Source organism: Streptomyces sp. NPDC096012 (genome assembly GCF_040426375.1).
In the GTDB taxonomy this organism is placed as follows: Bacteria; Actinomycetota; Actinomycetes; order Streptomycetales; family Streptomycetaceae; genus Streptomyces.
The window spans coordinates 122,690-137,454 of record NZ_JBEOTD010000013.1 but is presented as its reverse complement, the minus strand read 5'-3'; the positions used below and the strand labels follow the sequence as shown (position 1 = coordinate 137,454).

Genomic DNA, 14,765 nt, shown 5'->3' with positions numbered 1-14,765 from the left:
CCGCCGTGCCTGTCATCTCGGCTCCCTACGCCTTCAACGAAGGCCAGCTCTTCGTCGACCTCGAGTCGATCTGCGGACACCCGCTCTACCTGAAGTGCGAAGGCTTCAATTTCGCCGGCTCCATCAAACTGAAGGCCGCGAACGAGATGGTGGAGACGGCCGAGCGCGAGGGAGTCCTGAAGCCGGATTCCGTCCTCGTCGAATCCTCCTCCGGAAACCTGGGCGTCGCGCTCAGCATGATCGCCGCGAGCAAGGGCTACCGGTTCCTGTGCGTGACGGACTCCCGCTGCAACCTGTCGACCAGACTCCTCATGGAGGCGCTCGGCAGCGAAGTGCACATCGTGTCCGACCAGGACGCCAACGGCGGTTTCCTGGGCACGCGGATCGAGTACGTCCGCGGTCTGTGCGCGTCCGATGACCGCTACGTCTGGCTCAGCCAGTACACCAACCCGGGCAACTGGCGGGCGCACTACCGCACGACGGCCCCGGAGATCGCCGGCGAGTTCCCGGAACTGGACGTCGTCTTCATCGGGGCGGGCACCACCGGAACCCTGATGGGCTGCGCGCGCTATTTCCGAGAGTGGCACCGGCCGGTGCGGATCGTCGCCGTGGACAGCATGGGCTCGGTGGCCTTCGGCGGCGAGCCCGGCCGGCGCATGATCCCGGGCCTGGGCATGAGCATGCGCCCGCCGCTGCTGGACGAGTCCTTCGTGGACGAGGTGGTCCGGGTGGAGGAGGCGGACACCATCCGCACCTGCCACCGTCTGGCCAGGCGCGGCTTCCTGTTCGGCGGCTCCACCGGGACGGTGGTCAGCGGGGCGACGGACTGGCTGACCCGCAACGACGCCCACGACGTCACCGCGGTGGCGATCGCGCCGGATCTCGGCGAGCGCTACCTCGACACCATCTACCAGACCAACTGGCTGCAGGATCTGTACGGCGAGCACATCCTCGACGCCGTGCAGGTGGGCACCCCGCCCCCCAAGGCCAAGCCCGCGTCCCGGGCACCGGGCCGCCGGCGCAGGCCGTAGCGGCGGGCCCCCGCCCGGGGCCGCGGGCCGGACCGGTTACGCCGGCCGGCCGAGCGGCACCGGTGCGCAGCGGCGCAGCCCGTGGGGGTCGCGGGCCGGGCCGGTACGCTGGTCGGCTCGAGCCGTATCGGCGCGCCAGGGCGGTTTCGCCGGTGGGCGCGCCGCCGGTGGCGCGAGCAGCTCAGCGAGAAGGCCAGGAGGCTCGGCCGGTGATCGCCGTCAATCCGCTGGACAGCGCTTCGGTACTGGCCGCCTTCGGCGCGCTGGGTGTCCTGGTGGTGATCTTCGCCGAGTCCGGTCTGCTGGTCGTCGGCTTCTTCCTGCCGGGTGACACCTTGCTCTTCCCCGCCGGTGTGCTGTGCGCGAGCACCGCACAGCAGGAGCCGCGGCTGTCGCTGTGGCAGGTGCTGGTGTGCGCGGCGGTGGGGGCGGTGGCCGGGGGGCAGGTCGGGTATCTGATCGGACGGCACGGCGGGCGGGCGGTGCTGGCGCGCACGTCCCGCCGCCGGGTGAAGGAGGCGGCGGCGCGGGCCGAGGCACTGCTGGCCCGGTACGGCTACGGCAAGGCGCTGGTGATCGGCCGGTTCGTGCCGGTGCTGCGGACGGTCCTGCACCCGGTCGCCGGTGCGCTCGGGGTGCCCGTGCGGCCCTTCACGCTCTGGCAGGCCCTGGGCGGTGTCCTGTGGTCGCAGACGCTGGTCCTCGCCGGGTACACCCTCGGCGCCTCCGTCCCGCAGGTGGACGACTATCTGCTGCCCCTGGTCGGCGTGGTCGTCGTCGTGTCGCTGCTGCCCCTGCTGATCGAGGCCTGGCGGTCCCGCCGCGACCGGCACCGGTCCTCGTCCTGAGCCACCGGCACTCCTGCCGGCCGCCCGGCGGCTCCGGTCGCCGGCGGAGCCGCCGCGGCCGGAGCAGCGACCCGCGTGAGCCACCGGGGCCCCTTCCAACTGTCCGGCGGGGGCCGGCTGCCCGGGGAGCCCTCCCGGCCGGGTCGTCGGGTCTTCGTGCTGAGCCACCCGAACCGCTCACAGCCGCCCGGCGGAGAGGCCGGTAGCCGCGGTGCCGTCCCGGCCGGGTCAATGTGCCCGGCCGGGACGGGCCGGGTCAATGTGCCCGGCGCTCCTCGCGGCTCCGGCGGCGCTTGCGGTCGGGGCGGCGCGGGCGGTGGACCGTGTCCAGCTCACCTATGGCCGCGAGGACGTGCGCGGGGTCGTTCGGACGCGAGGAGCCGGCGCACCGCCAGACCCCGCGTCCGGCGTCCTCGGCCACATGCACCCCGAGCCCATGCAGGGTGCACACCGGCCACGCCTGCCACAGCACCTCCATGACGGTGTCCTGGGCGGCCTCGGCGACGGCTCCCAGGGCTCCCAGGGCGCCGCGGGCGGACGATTGCGGCCCGAGGGAGTTACCGTGCCAGTCGCCGTCCGGGAGGGCCACGTAGATCTGTTCGCCCTCGTCCTCGCCCTCCCCCCAGCCCGGAAGGGCGCGCAGGCACAGCGGGCCCTGCTCGGGCAGGGTCGCCGCCAGGTCCCGGTTGACCACCGCCAGCGCCTCGTCCCACAGGGGGTACTCGCCGGCGGGTACGACGCGGGGCTCGGGCTCGCCGAGGAACGAGGGGTGCATCCGCCCATCCTCGCAGGCGCCCGGCCGGCCGGACCGGTCCGGCCTTCCCGCCGCGCGACCGACGGCCAGGGCAGTGCGGCGGTCGCGCCCCGACGGACGGAGCCGTGAACGACGCCTTCTGGACGGCTTCCTGACCATGCGTGAGACTGGGCCGGGCCCGACGCCCCCGCTGTCCAGGACGGTGCCATGGAACAGGAAGTCCCCCGCGTCGAACTGACCCCGCAGGCCGCGGAGCTGGTGCGCCGGCTGCGCGCCGAGCACGGCCCGCTGATGTTCCACCAGTCCGGCGGCTGCTGCGACGGCAGCGCGCCCATGTGCTACCCGGACGGCGAGTTCCGCACCGGCGGTTCCGACGTGCTGCTCGCCGAGCTCGCTGTGGAGGGCGTCGAGGAGCCCGTCACCTTCTGGATGTCCCGCAGCCAGTACGAGGTGTGGAGCCACACCCGGCTGATCGTCGACGTCGTACCCGGGCGGGGCAGCGGCTTCTCCCTCGAGGCACCCGAGGGGGTGCGTTTTCTCACCCGTTCTCGCGTAGTTGACGCCTAGTCAGCCCGCCGGCCGCCGCCGTCTGGTCCACTGCCCTTCGAACAGGGACGGTTGACGAGACATCAGGGGGCACGGTGACGAGACGTCGCAGGCGTTCGGCAGCGGGCAGAGCGGTTCTCACGGTTGTCACGGCATGGGGCGTGCTGGCAGGTGCGGCCCTGACGGGTGCGGCCCCGGCCGATGCCGCGCCCGCGGGCCGGCGCATCGCGCCGGGAGTCACGTACCGGCAGTTCGACGTCGACGCGGCAGCGGGTACGGCGCACGCCCATCTGCTCACGGTCGACCTGGACGATCCCCACGTGCGGGTCGACCTGCTGCACCCGGGTGCGGTGGCCGCCCGGGCCACCGTCTCCCGGCTGGCGGACTCGGCCGGGGCGACGGCGGGGGTCAACGGCGACTTCTTCAACATCACCGAGACCCAGCACCCGGGCGTGGAGGCCACCGGCGCGCCCGTCGGGCCGGCCGTCGCGGACGGGCAGGTGCTCAAGGCCGCGGTACCCAAGGGTCAGCGGTTCGGGCCCGCGCTGCCACCCGGCACGAACACCCAGGAGGTGTTCGGCGTCGGCACCGACCGGCGGGCCCGCCTGGACCGCCTCGCGCTCGCCGGCTCCGTGGACACACCGCAGGGCAAGCTGCCCTTGCAGGGACTCAACCAGTACGCGCTCCCGCAGAACTCCGTCGGCGCCTTCACCGCGAAGTGGGGCAGCGCCTCCCGGGAGCGCGCCGTCTGCGGCACCGACACCCAGCGGTCGGCACCGTGCAGCACCGACACCTACGAGGTGAAGGTGCGCGACGGCCGTGTGGTCTCCGAGTCCGGCGACCCGGGCAGCGGCTCGATCCCCGCGGACACCACGGTCCTGGTGGGCCGCGAGGAGGGCGCGCGACAGCTGCGGGCCCTCGGGGTCGGCGACCCGGTGACCGTCACCCACACCTTGGTGGCGGCCACCTCCGGGGTGCCGTACACGTTCGCGATCGGTGGGTTCCCCGTCCTGCGCGACGGCACGCCGCTGTCCGGACTGGACGACGCCACCTCGGCGGTGCGCACGGTCGTCGGCTTCCGGTCCGGCGGCCGGCAGCTGCTGATCCTGGCGCTGGACGGAGCGGCGGCCTACCGGACCGGCATGACTGTCGCGGAGGAGGCGGACACCATGCGGACCCTGGGGGCGTCCGACGCGTTCAACCTCGACGGCGGCGGCTCGACGGAGATGGTCGCCCGGGACGCGGACGCCACCGCGGTGACGGTGCGCAACCATCCGAGCGGCGGCGCCGAGCGCCCGGTCCCGAACGGCATCGGGGTCTTCTCGGCCGGCTGACGCGACCCCGCGGCCTCAGGGCCGCAGTCGGCTCACCAGGTCGGCGGTCGCCGTGAGTCCGCTGTGGATGGTGGGCGCCATGCTCGTGCAGGCCAGGTAGAAACCGAGCAGCATGCAGACCAGGGCGTGGGAGACCTTCAGCGCGCCGTTGCGCATGAAGACCACTGCCAGGATCAGGAGCAGCAGCACCACAGAGATGGAAATGGTCATCGGAACCTCCTCCGCCACGCCTCGTGAGCGGCGTTCGGCCGCAAGTGTCGCGTAGCGGAGGGTTCCGCCGGGCGGCTGACGTGTCCTCCGTTCGTGTGGTGTTACCCGAACGGATGGGCGTCGAGGAAGGCATCCAGGCCGGCGAGGTCGTCGGTGTCGAGGTGATCGACGCCCCCGGCGAGCAGCTCGGCCCACAGGGCGTCGCGGGCCGGTCCCGCCGTGTCCGGGGTCGCCCAGAACCGGACGCGCCGCCCGCGGGCGTGGGCGGCGGCAATGATGCCTCGCGGTTTCTGCCTGTGTGCGGCCGGGAAGGGGCCGTCGCCCGCCCCGGTGAAGTTCATCCACTTCACCGGGGCGGGCGCGGAAAAGCCCGCCCCGGAAGCGGGGCGGGCTTCACCGTGGTGGGTCAGGGTGCCTGGAGGTCGACCAGTTCGGCCAGTGCCGAGCGGTGCGCCCCGGCCGTGCCGTAGGCGATCGAGTCGGCCTTGGCCCGTTTGAGGTACAGGTGGACCGGGTGCTCCCAGGTCATGCCGATCCCGCCGTGCAGTTGCAGCGCCTCCTCGGCGGCGTGGACGGCGACGGGCGCCGCGTAGGCCTGGGCGACGGCGACCGTGACATCGGCGTCCTCGCCGGTCGCCAGCGCGTCGGCGGCGGCACGCGCGGCGGCGCGGAGGTTCACGACCTCCAGCCACAGCTGGGCGAGCCGGTGCTTGACGGCCTGGAAGCCGCCGACCGGCCGGTTGAACTGCTTGCGCTCCTTCAGGTACCGCATCGTCTCGGTCAACGCCCAGTCGCTCAGGCCGAGTTGCTCGGACGCCAGCTGTCCGGCGGCGGCGCGCAGGGCCCGGCGGACGGCGGGTTCGGCGTCGCCGACGCGGCGGCCGGCCGCGCCGTCGAGGGTGACGGTGGCGAGCGGTCGGGTCAGGTCCAGGGAGACCTGCGGGGTGATCGTCACGGCGTCCGCGGCCACGGCGTACAGGCCGCCGTCGTCGGCCGGGACGAGCAGCACGTCGGCGGCGACGGCGTCCGCGACGCCGGTCAACTCGCCGTGCAGCGTGCCGTTCCGGGCGCGCGCGGCCTTCACGGGGGCGCCCGGGGCCGAGTGCAGTGCGACCGCGAGGGCGCCGATGGTCCGCCCGGAGGCCAGCTGTCCGAGCAGATCCGCGTCACCGCAGGCGAGCAGTGCCTCGGTGGCCACCACGGCGCTGGTGAGGTACGGCACGGGAGCGACCGCCCGCCCCAGCTCCTCCAGCACCACGGCGACCTCGCGGTGGGACGCGCCCTGGCCGCCCAGTTCCTCCGGCACCAGCAGGCCGGCCAGGCCCATGGTGGCGGCGAGGGACTTCCACAGCGCGAGGTCGTGCGGGGCGTCCGACTCGGCGCGGGTGATCACGTCGGCCGCGGAGCAGTGGTCCGTGAGCAGGTCGCGGACGGCGGCGCGCAGCGCCTCTTCCTCCTCGGAGTAGAGGAGATCCGGCTGTGTGCTCATCGGGCCAGGTCCTTCCAGGCGACGTCCTTGTCGGTGCGCGGCTCGGCGGGCAGGCCGAGGACGCGCTCGGCGACGATGTTCAGCAGGACCTCGCTGGTCCCGCCCTCGATGCTGTTGCCCTTGGAGCGCAGATAGCGGTACCCGGCGTCGCGGCCGGTGAAGTCGACCAGCTCGGGGCGGCGCATGGTCCAGTCGTCGTACGCCAGGCCCTCCTCGCCGAGGAGTTCGACCTCCAGGCCGCTGATCTCCTGGTTCAGGCGGGCGAAGGCGAGCTTGGTCCCGGAGCCCTCGTAGCCGGGCTGGCCCGCGACGAGCTGCTGGCGCAGGCGTTCGGCGGTGAGGCGGGAGACCTCGGACTCCACCCAGAGCCCGAGGAGGCGCTGGTGCAGGTCGTGGGTGCGCAGTTCGGGGCGTTCCCGCCAGGTCCTCGCGACCGGGCCGATCATGCCGCCCTCGCGGGGCAGGCGCATGCCGCCGATGGAGACGCGCTCGTTCATCAGCGTGGTCTGGGCGACCCGCCAGCCGTCGCCGGTCTCGCCGAGGCGGCGGGAGTCGGGGATGCGGACGTCGGTCAGGAAGACCTCGTTGAACTCGGCCTCGCCGGTGATCTGCCGCAGCGGGCGCACCTCGACGCCGGGGTCGGTCATGTCGCAGATGAAGTAGGTGATGCCCTGGTGCTTGGGCAGGTCCGGGTCGGTGCGGGCGATCAGGATGGCCCAGCGCGCCACGTGTGCGCTCGACGTCCACACCTTCTGCCCGTTGACCACCCAGTCGTCGCCCTCACGCACGGCACGCGTGCCCAGCGCGGCCAGGTCCGATCCGGCGCCGGGCTCGCTGAAGAGCTGGCACCAGACCTCCTCCCCGGTCCACAGGGGGCGCAGGTAGCGGCGTTTCTGCTCCTCGGTGCCGTAGCGCAGGACGGTCGGCGCGGCCATGCCGAGGCCGATGCCGATGCGCCGGGGGTCGTTGTCGGGCGCTCCCGCGGCCTGGAGCTCGGCGTCCACGACGACCTGCAGGGAACGCGGGGCTCCCAGGCCGCCGAGCCCCTCCGGGTAGTGCACCCAGGCCAGGCCGGCGTCGAAGCGGGCCCGGAGGAAGTCCAGGCGGTCCGTTCCGGCGGGCGGGTGCGCCGCCAGGAACTCCCTGGTGCGGTCGCGCAGTTCCTCGGCGTCGGTCATGCCACGGCTCCCTTCCGCGGGAGGACGGCGATCCGGCCGGTGGTCACGCCGTCGGCGACCCGCTGCACGGCCGCGGCGGCGCCCTCCAGTGATACCCGCTCGCTCACCAGCGGCTTGATCGCGCCCCGCGCGGCCAGCTCGGTGAGCTGCTCGTGGCACCGCAGGACGAGCTTCGGGTTCTTGCTGTTGTACAGGCCCCAGTGCAGGCCGAGGATCGAGTAGTTCTTCACCAGGGCGTGGTTGAGGGCGGGGCTCGGGATGGTGCCGCTCGCGAAGCCGACGACGACGATCCGGCCCTCGAAGGCGACCAGCTTGGCGGACTGGGCGTAGGCCGCGCCCCCGACGGAGTCGTAGATCACGTCGGCGCCGCGGCCGCCGGTGGCCTCCTTCACGGCGGCGACCACGTCCTCGGCACGCCGGTCGACGACCACGTCACAGCCCAGTTCCCGGGCCACGGCGGCCTTCTCCGCACCGCCGACCACACCGATCACGGTGGCCCCCGCCGCCTTGCCGAGCTGCACGGCGGCACTGCCGACGCCACCCGCGGCGGCGTGCACGAGCAGGGTCTCCCCCGCTTCCAGGCGTGCCCGGCGGTGCAGCGCGAACCAGCCCGTCTGGTAGCCGACGTGCAGCGCCGCCGCCTCGGCGTCGTCCAGCGAGTCGGGGGCGGGCAGCAGGGCGCGGGCGTCGGCGAGGGCGTACTCGGCGAAACCGCCGTGCGGCAGCGCGGGGTTGGCGATCACCCGGCGGCCGTCCTCGGTCTCGCCGCAGATCTCCACGCCGGGGGTGAAGGGCAGCGGTGGACGCACCTGGTACTGGCCCCGGCACAGCAGCGCGTCCGGGAAGTTGACGTTGGCGGCCCGTACGCGCAGCAGGACCTGGCCGTCGGCGGGCGTGGGCCGCTCCACCTCCGCGAGGCGCATCACCTCGCTCGGCTCGCCGTTCTCGTGCACTTGCCATGCCTGCATGCGGGGCCTCCACGGGACTGCTTCGTCTGACCGGGTCCGACGGCATACTAAGCGGTCGCTTGCCCATCAGGGAACAGCGGAACCAAGCCGATCATCGCCTGGGCCCGTCAGCGGCCGCCGGCACGGGGGCCGGGTGCCCCCTCACCTGCCCGTCGGCACGAGGACCGGGCGCCCCGTCACCTACCGGTCCGCACGAGGACCGGGTGCCCCGTCATCTGCCAGTCCGCACGGGGGCCGGGTGCCCCGTCACCTGCCGGTCCGCACGAGGACCGGGTGCCCCCTCACCTGCCCGTCGGCACGGTGGAGGGCGACCCTTACCGGCCCGCCGACCCGACGCGGGGCGGCCCGTGCCGCCGACCCGGCAGGGCGGCCCGTGCCGCCGGCCCGACGGGGTGGCACGTCACGGGCCCGGCGGTACGGCGCAGGCCGTGGCCGCGGCCGGGATCACTCCGCGCGGCCGCGACGTGCCGGCCGCGCCCGTACGTGCATCCGCTCCCCCTGCGGTCCGAACAGGCTCAGGAACTCCGCCGGCCCCTCACCCGTCGACCCGAACCAGTGCGGCACCCGCGTGTCGAACTCGGCAGCCTCCCCCGGCGACAGCACGACGTCGTGCTCACCGAGGACCAGCCTCAGCCGCCCGGAGAGCACGTACAGCCACTCGTACCCCTCGTGGGTGCGCGGCTCGGGCTCCTCCTTGCGCCGGGGTTCGCGGACCTTGAAGGCCTGGAGACCGCCGGGCTGGCGGGTCAGCGGCCAGAAGGTGCGGCCGTGCCGCTGGACGGGCTCGGTCCGCACCCGGGGGTCGCCGACCGGCGGGGCGCCGACCAGTTCGTCCAGCGGGACCTGGTGGGCCTGGGCGATGGGCAGCAGCAGTTCCAGGCTGGGCTTGCGCAGGCCGGACTCCAGCCGGGACAGGGTGCTGACGGAGATGCCGGTCGCCTCGGACAGCCCCGCCAGGGTCACCTCCCGCTCCTTGCGGATCCGCCGCAGCCGGGGACCCACCTCCGCGAGGACGTCGTCGGTACTCATGACCCCATTGCAGATTCGGCAAAGGCGTTTGTCAACGCGGCAGCGGGTGGCCCGCCCGGACGAAGGGGCCGGTGTCCCCGCGAGGTCAGCGTCAAGGGGCCCGGCCCGTACCGCCGGTGCGAGGCGTCCGGGTGACCGGCCCGGACGATCCCGGGGGTGTGGACCCCGGGCGGCCGGTGCACCATGACTGCATGCTGCTGACCCGGCTCGCCCAGGTGTCCCGGGAGGTGGCCGCCACGGCGGCCCGGTCCCGCAAGACCGAACTGCTCGCTGAGCTGTTCCGGGAGGCGGAGGCGGACGACGTGCCGATCGTCATCCCCTATCTCGCCGGACGGCTGCCGCAGGGCCGGCTCGGCGTCGGCTGGAAGGTGCTCGGCCGCCCGGTGCCGCCCGCCGCCGAGCCCGGCCTCACCGTCCGGGAGGTGGACGTCCGGCTCACCGAGCTGGGCAAGGTGGCCGGGCCCGGCTCCCAGGCCGAGCGGGCACGGCTCGTCGGCGAACTGATGGGCGCCGCCACCGAGGAGGAGCAGCGCTTCCTGCTCGGCCTGCTCACCGGCGAGGTCCGGCAGGGCGCGCTGGACGCGGTGGCCGTGGAGGGGCTCGCCCGCGCGACCGGCGCGGACCCGGCGGACGTACGGCGGGCGGTGATGCTCGCCGGGTCGCTGCAGACGGTGGCCCAGGCCCTGCTCGGCGAGGGGCCCGGATCCCTCGACCGGTTCCGGCTGACCGTCGGCCGGCCCGTGCAGCCGATGCTGGCGCACAGCGCCTCCTCGGTCGCCGAGGCTGTGGAGAAGCTGGGCGCCTGTGCGGTGGAGGAGAAGCTCGACGGCATCCGGGTCCAGGTCCACCGGGACGGCGACACGGTCCGCGTGCACACCCGCACCCTGGACGACATCACCGACCGGCTGCCCGAAGTGACCGCCGCCGCGATGGACCTGCGGGGCGACCGGTTCATCCTGGACGGCGAGGTGATCTCCTTCGACGCCGCGGGCCGGCCCCGGTCCTTCCAGGAGACGGCGGGCCGGGTCGGCTCCCGGACGGACGTGACGAAGGCCGCCGGGGCGGTCCCGGTCTCGCCCGTCTTCTTCGACGTCCTCTCCGTTGACGGCCGCGACCTCCTCGACCTGCCCTTCGCCGAGCGGCACGCGGAGCTGGCCCGGCTGGTGCCGGAACCGATGCGGGTCCGGCGCGCGGTGGCCGCGGGGCCGCACGACGTCCCGGTGGCGGAACGCTTCCTCGCCGACACCCTGGCCCGCGGTCACGAGGGCGTCGTGGTCAAGGCGCTGGACGCGCCCTACAGCGCGGGCCGGCGCGGTGCCTCCTGGCTGAAGGTCAAGCCCGTCCACACCCTGGACCTGGTGGTGCTGGCCGCCGAGTGGGGCCACGGCCGCCGCACCGGCAAGCTCTCCAACCTGCACCTGGGGGCCCGTGATCGGGACGGCGGCTTCGCCATGCTCGGCAAGACCTTCAAGGGCATGACCGACTCCATGCTCGCCTGGCAGACCGAGAGGCTGCTGGAGCTCTCGGTCGAGGACGACGGCCAGGTGGTCCGGGTCCGCCCGGAACTCGTCCTGGAGATCGCGTACGACGGTCTGCAGCGCTCCTCCCGCTACCCGGCCGGTGTCACCCTCCGCTTCGCCCGCGTCGTCCGCTACCGCGAGGACAAACCGCCCGAGGAGGCCGATACCGTGGAGGCCCTGCTGGCGGCCCACCCGGAGGTCAGGCCATGACGGTGCGTGCGGCGAAGCGGAGCGCGGGGCTTCTGGTGTTCCGGCACGGCGACGAGGGGCTCCAGGTGCTGCTCGGCCATATGGGCGGCCCCCTCTGGGCGAAGAAGGACGCCGGGGCCTGGACCGTGCCCAAGGGGGAGTACGAGCCGGACGAGCCCGCCTGGGAGGCGGCCCGGCGGGAGTTCCGGGAGGAGCTCGGGCTCGCGCCGCCCGACGGGGCGGCCGTACCGCTCGGGGAGGTCGTGCAGCGGAACGGCAAGATCGTCACGGTCTGGGCGGTCGAGGGGGACCTCGACCCGGAGTCGATCGATCCCGGCACCTTCACCATGGAGTGGCCGCCGAAGTCCGGGCGCCGGCAGGAGTTCCCGGAGCTGGACCGGGTGGCCTGGTTCGCCCTGGACCGGGCCCGTGAGGTGATCATCCCGGCCCAGGCGGCGTTTCTCGACCGGCTGGCGGAGCACCCGGTCTGGGACGAGCCGCCGGGACACCCCGGAAGGGGCGCTCCGAACGGCGAGTGATCAGGACAGCGGACCACGCGTTGCGGCCGGCCGTGCCGCGCGCGAAGGTCGAAGCACAGCCCGTTATCAGGGGAGGTCGGCCATGCCCATCGCGACGGTGAACCCGGCGAACGGCGAGACGCTCAAGACGTACGAGCCCATGGGTGAGGAGGAGCTGGAGCGCCGGCTCCAGCTCGCCGAGGCCACGTTCCGCACCTACCGGACGACCACGTTCGCCGAGCGCGCCCGGCTGCTGGAAAAGGCCGCCGATCTGCTGGACGAGGACCAGCAGGAGATCGGCAGGGTCATGACCATCGAGATGGGCAAGCCGGTCAAGCAGGCCCGCGCCGAGGCCGCGAAGTGCGCCAAGGCGATGCGGTGGTACGCGCGGAACGCGGAGCGGCTGCTGGCCGACGAGGAGCCCGCCGAGGCGGACGTGCGGGACTCCGGTGCCTCCCGGGTGCGGGTGCGCTACCGCCCGCTCGGGCCGGTGCTCGCGGTGATGCCCTGGAACTTCCCCCTCTGGCAGGTGATCCGGTTCGCCGCACCCGCGCTGATGGCGGGCAACGTGGGCCTGCTCAAGCACGCGTCCAACGTGCCCCAGACGGCCCTGTACCTGGAGGACCTGTTCCATCGGGCGGGCTTCCCGGAGGGCTGCTTCCAGACACTGCTGATCGGTTCGGGCGCGGTGGACGACGTCCTGCGCGACGAGCGGGTCAGGGCGGCCACCCTGACGGGCAGCGAGCCCGCGGGCCGGGCCGTCGCCGCCACGGCGGGTGAGATGATCAAGAAGACGGTGCTGGAGCTGGGCGGCAGCGACCCCTTCGTCGTGATGCCCTCCGCCGACCTCGACCGGGCGGCGGCCGTCGCGGTGACCGCGCGGGTGCAGAACAACGGGCAGTCGTGCATCGCCGCCAAGCGCTTCATCGTGCACACCGACGTCTACGACGCCTTCACCGAGCGGTTCGTCGCGGGCATGAAGGCCCTCAGGATCGGCGACCCGCTGGAGGAGGACACCGAGGTCGGGCCGCTCGCCAGCGAGCAGGGGCGCAGCGACCTGGAGGAGCTGGTGGACGACGCCAGGCGCGCCGGGGCCGAGGTGCTGTGCGGCGGCCGGCGTCCGGACGGACCCGGCTGGTACTACCCGCCGACCGTGCTCGCCGGCATCACCCGGGAGATGCGCATCCACCGGGAGGAGGCGTTCGGGCCGGTCGCGACGCTGTACCGGGCCGGTGACCTGGACGAGGCGATCCTGATCGCCAACGACTCGCCGTTCGGTCTGAGTTCGAACGTCTGGACGCGGGACGAGAACGAGGTGGAGCGGTTCGCCCGGGATCTGGAGGCGGGCGGCGTGTACGTCAACGGGATGACCGCCTCGCACCCGGCGTTCCCGTTCGGCGGGGTGAAGCGGTCGGGGTACGGACGTGAGCTGTCCGTGCACGGAATCCGGGAGTTCTGCAACATCACCACGGTTTGGCAGGGTGCCTGAGGGCTCCGCGGCTACCATCCCCTTTTGTGAACCGCGAAGTGACCCTGCCTCTGATCGTCGACGACCGCGGTACCTTGCAGGTGGCCGCGGCCGACGTGAGTAAGTTGCTGCGGACCGTGGGCGGGCGGTGGCTGCATCTCGTCGAAGCGGGGGAACAGCGGCTCGACGAGGACACGGTGGCGGCCCTGACCATCGAGCTGGCGAAGCTCGCGGACCGTATCGACGTCGCCTGCATCGCGCACAGCAGCGGGGCGCCGTAGGTCGGCCAGGTCACCCGGTCGCGTCCGGGCCCGCGGGCGCGTGCCGGCCGAGGCCAGCAACTCGCCCCTCCCGTCGTGTCTTCCGTGGTCCTGCAAGAGGACCGCTGGCCTCCGGGCCCGATATGACGGTTCCCTCCTGTCGAACGGATGAGCTGGAGAGGTGGTGTCACCGGGCCTGGGAGGCGCCGTCGGAGACGCTGATGAGAGGTCCGACTACCGCCTGGCCTGGCGCAATGCCTGGCCGCTTGCGGGCGGCAGGTCCGCGCAACGTGGATGCGCGCATACGACGCCAACGCCCTGGCCGGTACCGCATGAACCCCGTTCGGGAGGATGGGGTGGACGACATCGACGACGTGGGCGTCCTCCTCGGCCTGGACGTCGGCAAGAGCGCCCGTCACAGGCACGGGCCGACCTGGTACGCGATCCGGAGTCATTACTGCCGGCCAGCCTCACTGGCCGGCTTGGCAGGGGGAAGATTTCCGGCCCTCCTACACCCCCAGGGCGACGCGGAGCGTGGCGAGCACCTCCTCCTGCCTCGCAACCAGATAGAAGTGGTCTCCGGCGAACCTCTCCATCCGGAACCCGGCTTGCGTGGCCTCCGACCATCCGGCCATCTCCGCGCCGGTCGCGTAAGGGTCGGACATTGCGCTGAGCGCCAGAACCGGTGTCACTGCGAGTGGTTCCGCCGACGGCGCGTAAGCCTCGAACAGGGTGAAGTCCGCGCGTGTATAGGGCAGGACCAGATCGCGCAGCTCCAGATCCTCCAGGACCAGAGCATCGGTGCCTCCCATCTTCATCAGTTCTGCGGCGAGGGTCTCGTCGTCCAGCCCTGCGACAGGTGGTCTGCTTTCGGCGATCTGCGGCGAACGGCACGCCGAGGCGAACAGATGAACGGGCGCCTGACCGATCTCCTCGAGACAACGGGCCGCCTCGTAGGCAACCAGAGCGCCCAGGCTGTGACCGAACAGGGCCGTCGGGCGCTCGTCCAGCGTGGCGATCGCTTCGCCGACCTCGCGGCCGAGCCGTTCCAGACTCTCGGGAAACGGTTCTCGGAAACGATCGGCACGGCCCGGATACTGGACACCGACCACCTCGACGTCGGGTCCCATGGTCCAGGAGCGGAAGGCCGCGGCAGAGCCGCCCGCGTGCGCGAAACAGACGAGCCGCGCCTGGGCACCGGGTAGGGGCCGGGGGCAGCGGAACCAGATCTCGGACGAGGTCCGCGGAGCGTGACGAATTCTCAACTTCCCACCATGTCTTCCATCTCCGAGTGAATCACCGCCGATACACCCTGCTCCGACGATTGCGGTCTCGGGTGTGTGCTGTCAGGCAGACGTAAACGGCCGGCGTTGGCCCAGCGAGCGCGTAGGACCCCCATCAGCCGTCCTGACATCAGGAAGGG

The 14,765-nt window shown here is 73.1% G+C and carries 15 protein-coding genes and 1 pseudogene; 8 read left to right on the top strand and 8 right to left on the bottom strand.

Annotated elements, in window-relative coordinates; translation table 11 throughout:
- The first annotated feature begins 5 nt into the window (after positions 1-5).
- Positions 6-1,031: a 2,3-diaminopropionate biosynthesis protein SbnA gene (sbnA, locus tag ABVB68_RS15915; RefSeq protein WP_353601670.1), complete on the top strand. Its 1,026-nt coding sequence runs from the start codon at positions 6-8 to the stop codon at positions 1,029-1,031.
- 209 nt (positions 1,032-1,240) lie between these two features.
- On the top strand, positions 1,241-1,879 hold the full coding sequence (locus tag ABVB68_RS15910; RefSeq protein ID WP_353601669.1) for a DedA family protein: 639 nt from the start codon (positions 1,241-1,243) through the stop codon (positions 1,877-1,879).
- Between the two features lie 256 nt (positions 1,880-2,135).
- Here ABVB68_RS15910 and ABVB68_RS15905 read toward each other — a convergent pair whose 3' ends face one another.
- Complete coding sequence (locus tag ABVB68_RS15905; RefSeq protein WP_353601668.1) at positions 2,136-2,654, bottom strand: hypothetical protein; 519 nt, start codon at positions 2,652-2,654, stop codon at positions 2,136-2,138.
- Positions 2,655-2,840: 186 nt separating this feature from the next.
- Here ABVB68_RS15905 and ABVB68_RS15900 point away from each other — a divergent pair, with 186 nt between their 5' ends.
- Together ABVB68_RS15900 and ABVB68_RS15895 are read left to right on the top strand one after the other, a co-directional pair.
- Positions 2,841-3,200 (top strand): DUF779 domain-containing protein, encoded by a 360-nt coding sequence (locus ABVB68_RS15900; protein WP_353601667.1) that lies wholly within the window; start codon positions 2,841-2,843, stop codon positions 3,198-3,200.
- 140 nt (positions 3,201-3,340) lie between these two features.
- Entirely contained in the window at positions 3,341-4,513 is a 1,173-nt protein-coding gene (locus ABVB68_RS15895) for a phosphodiester glycosidase family protein (protein WP_353601666.1), read from the top strand.
- Positions 4,514-4,528: 15 nt separating this feature from the next.
- Here ABVB68_RS15895 and ABVB68_RS15890 read toward each other — a convergent pair whose 3' ends face one another.
- The 6 genes and pseudogenes from ABVB68_RS15890 to ABVB68_RS15865 all read right to left on the bottom strand — a co-directional run bounded on the left by ABVB68_RS15890 (position 4,529) and on the right by ABVB68_RS15865 (position 9,387).
- Entirely contained in the window at positions 4,529-4,723 is a 195-nt protein-coding gene (locus ABVB68_RS15890) for a hypothetical protein (RefSeq protein WP_353601665.1), read from the bottom strand.
- 101 nt (positions 4,724-4,824) lie between these two features.
- Positions 4,825-5,139, bottom strand: a pseudogene (locus ABVB68_RS15885) (hypothetical protein); the annotation flags it as partial.
- On the bottom strand, positions 5,130-6,212 hold the full coding sequence (locus ABVB68_RS15880; protein WP_353601664.1) for an acyl-CoA dehydrogenase family protein: 1,083 nt from the start codon (positions 6,210-6,212) through the stop codon (positions 5,130-5,132). The pseudogene ABVB68_RS15885 and the gene ABVB68_RS15880, both read right to left, overlap by 10 nt.
- On the bottom strand, positions 6,209-7,390 hold the full coding sequence (locus tag ABVB68_RS15875; protein WP_353601663.1) for an acyl-CoA dehydrogenase family protein: 1,182 nt from the start codon (positions 7,388-7,390) through the stop codon (positions 6,209-6,211). Before ABVB68_RS15875 ends, ABVB68_RS15880 begins: the two co-directional genes overlap by 4 nt.
- Complete coding sequence (locus ABVB68_RS15870) at positions 7,387-8,358, bottom strand: NADPH:quinone oxidoreductase family protein (protein ID WP_353601662.1); 972 nt, start codon at positions 8,356-8,358, stop codon at positions 7,387-7,389. Before ABVB68_RS15870 ends, ABVB68_RS15875 begins: the two co-directional genes overlap by 4 nt.
- A 444-nt stretch (positions 8,359-8,802) precedes the next feature.
- Positions 8,803-9,387, bottom strand: coding sequence for a helix-turn-helix domain-containing protein (locus ABVB68_RS15865; RefSeq protein WP_353601661.1), 585 nt, complete (start codon positions 9,385-9,387; stop codon positions 8,803-8,805).
- A gap of 191 nt (positions 9,388-9,578) precedes the next feature.
- Here ABVB68_RS15865 and ABVB68_RS15860 point away from each other — a divergent pair, with 191 nt between their 5' ends.
- The 4 genes from ABVB68_RS15860 to ABVB68_RS15845 all read left to right on the top strand — a co-directional run bounded on the left by ABVB68_RS15860 (position 9,579) and on the right by ABVB68_RS15845 (position 13,363).
- Positions 9,579-11,117, top strand: a complete 1,539-nt coding sequence (locus ABVB68_RS15860; protein WP_353601660.1) for an ATP-dependent DNA ligase — start codon at positions 9,579-9,581, stop codon at positions 11,115-11,117.
- Positions 11,114-11,635, top strand: coding sequence for an NUDIX hydrolase (locus ABVB68_RS15855; protein WP_353601659.1), 522 nt, complete (start codon positions 11,114-11,116; stop codon positions 11,633-11,635). The genes ABVB68_RS15860 and ABVB68_RS15855 overlap by 4 nt, the downstream gene beginning before the upstream one ends.
- 82 nt (positions 11,636-11,717) lie before the next feature.
- Entirely contained in the window at positions 11,718-13,103 is a 1,386-nt protein-coding gene (locus ABVB68_RS15850; RefSeq protein ID WP_353601658.1) for an NADP-dependent succinic semialdehyde dehydrogenase, read from the top strand.
- Positions 13,104-13,129: 26 nt separating this feature from the next.
- A complete protein-coding gene (locus tag ABVB68_RS15845) occupies positions 13,130-13,363 on the top strand; it encodes a DUF6213 family protein (RefSeq protein ID WP_217783217.1) in 234 nt (77 codons plus the stop codon).
- A 488-nt stretch (positions 13,364-13,851) separates the two neighbouring features.
- Here the strand turns inward: ABVB68_RS15845 and ABVB68_RS15840 are convergent, their stop codons facing one another.
- Complete coding sequence (locus ABVB68_RS15840; protein WP_353601656.1) at positions 13,852-14,607, bottom strand: thioesterase II family protein; 756 nt, start codon at positions 14,605-14,607, stop codon at positions 13,852-13,854.
- Positions 14,608-14,765: the final 158 nt, after the last annotated feature.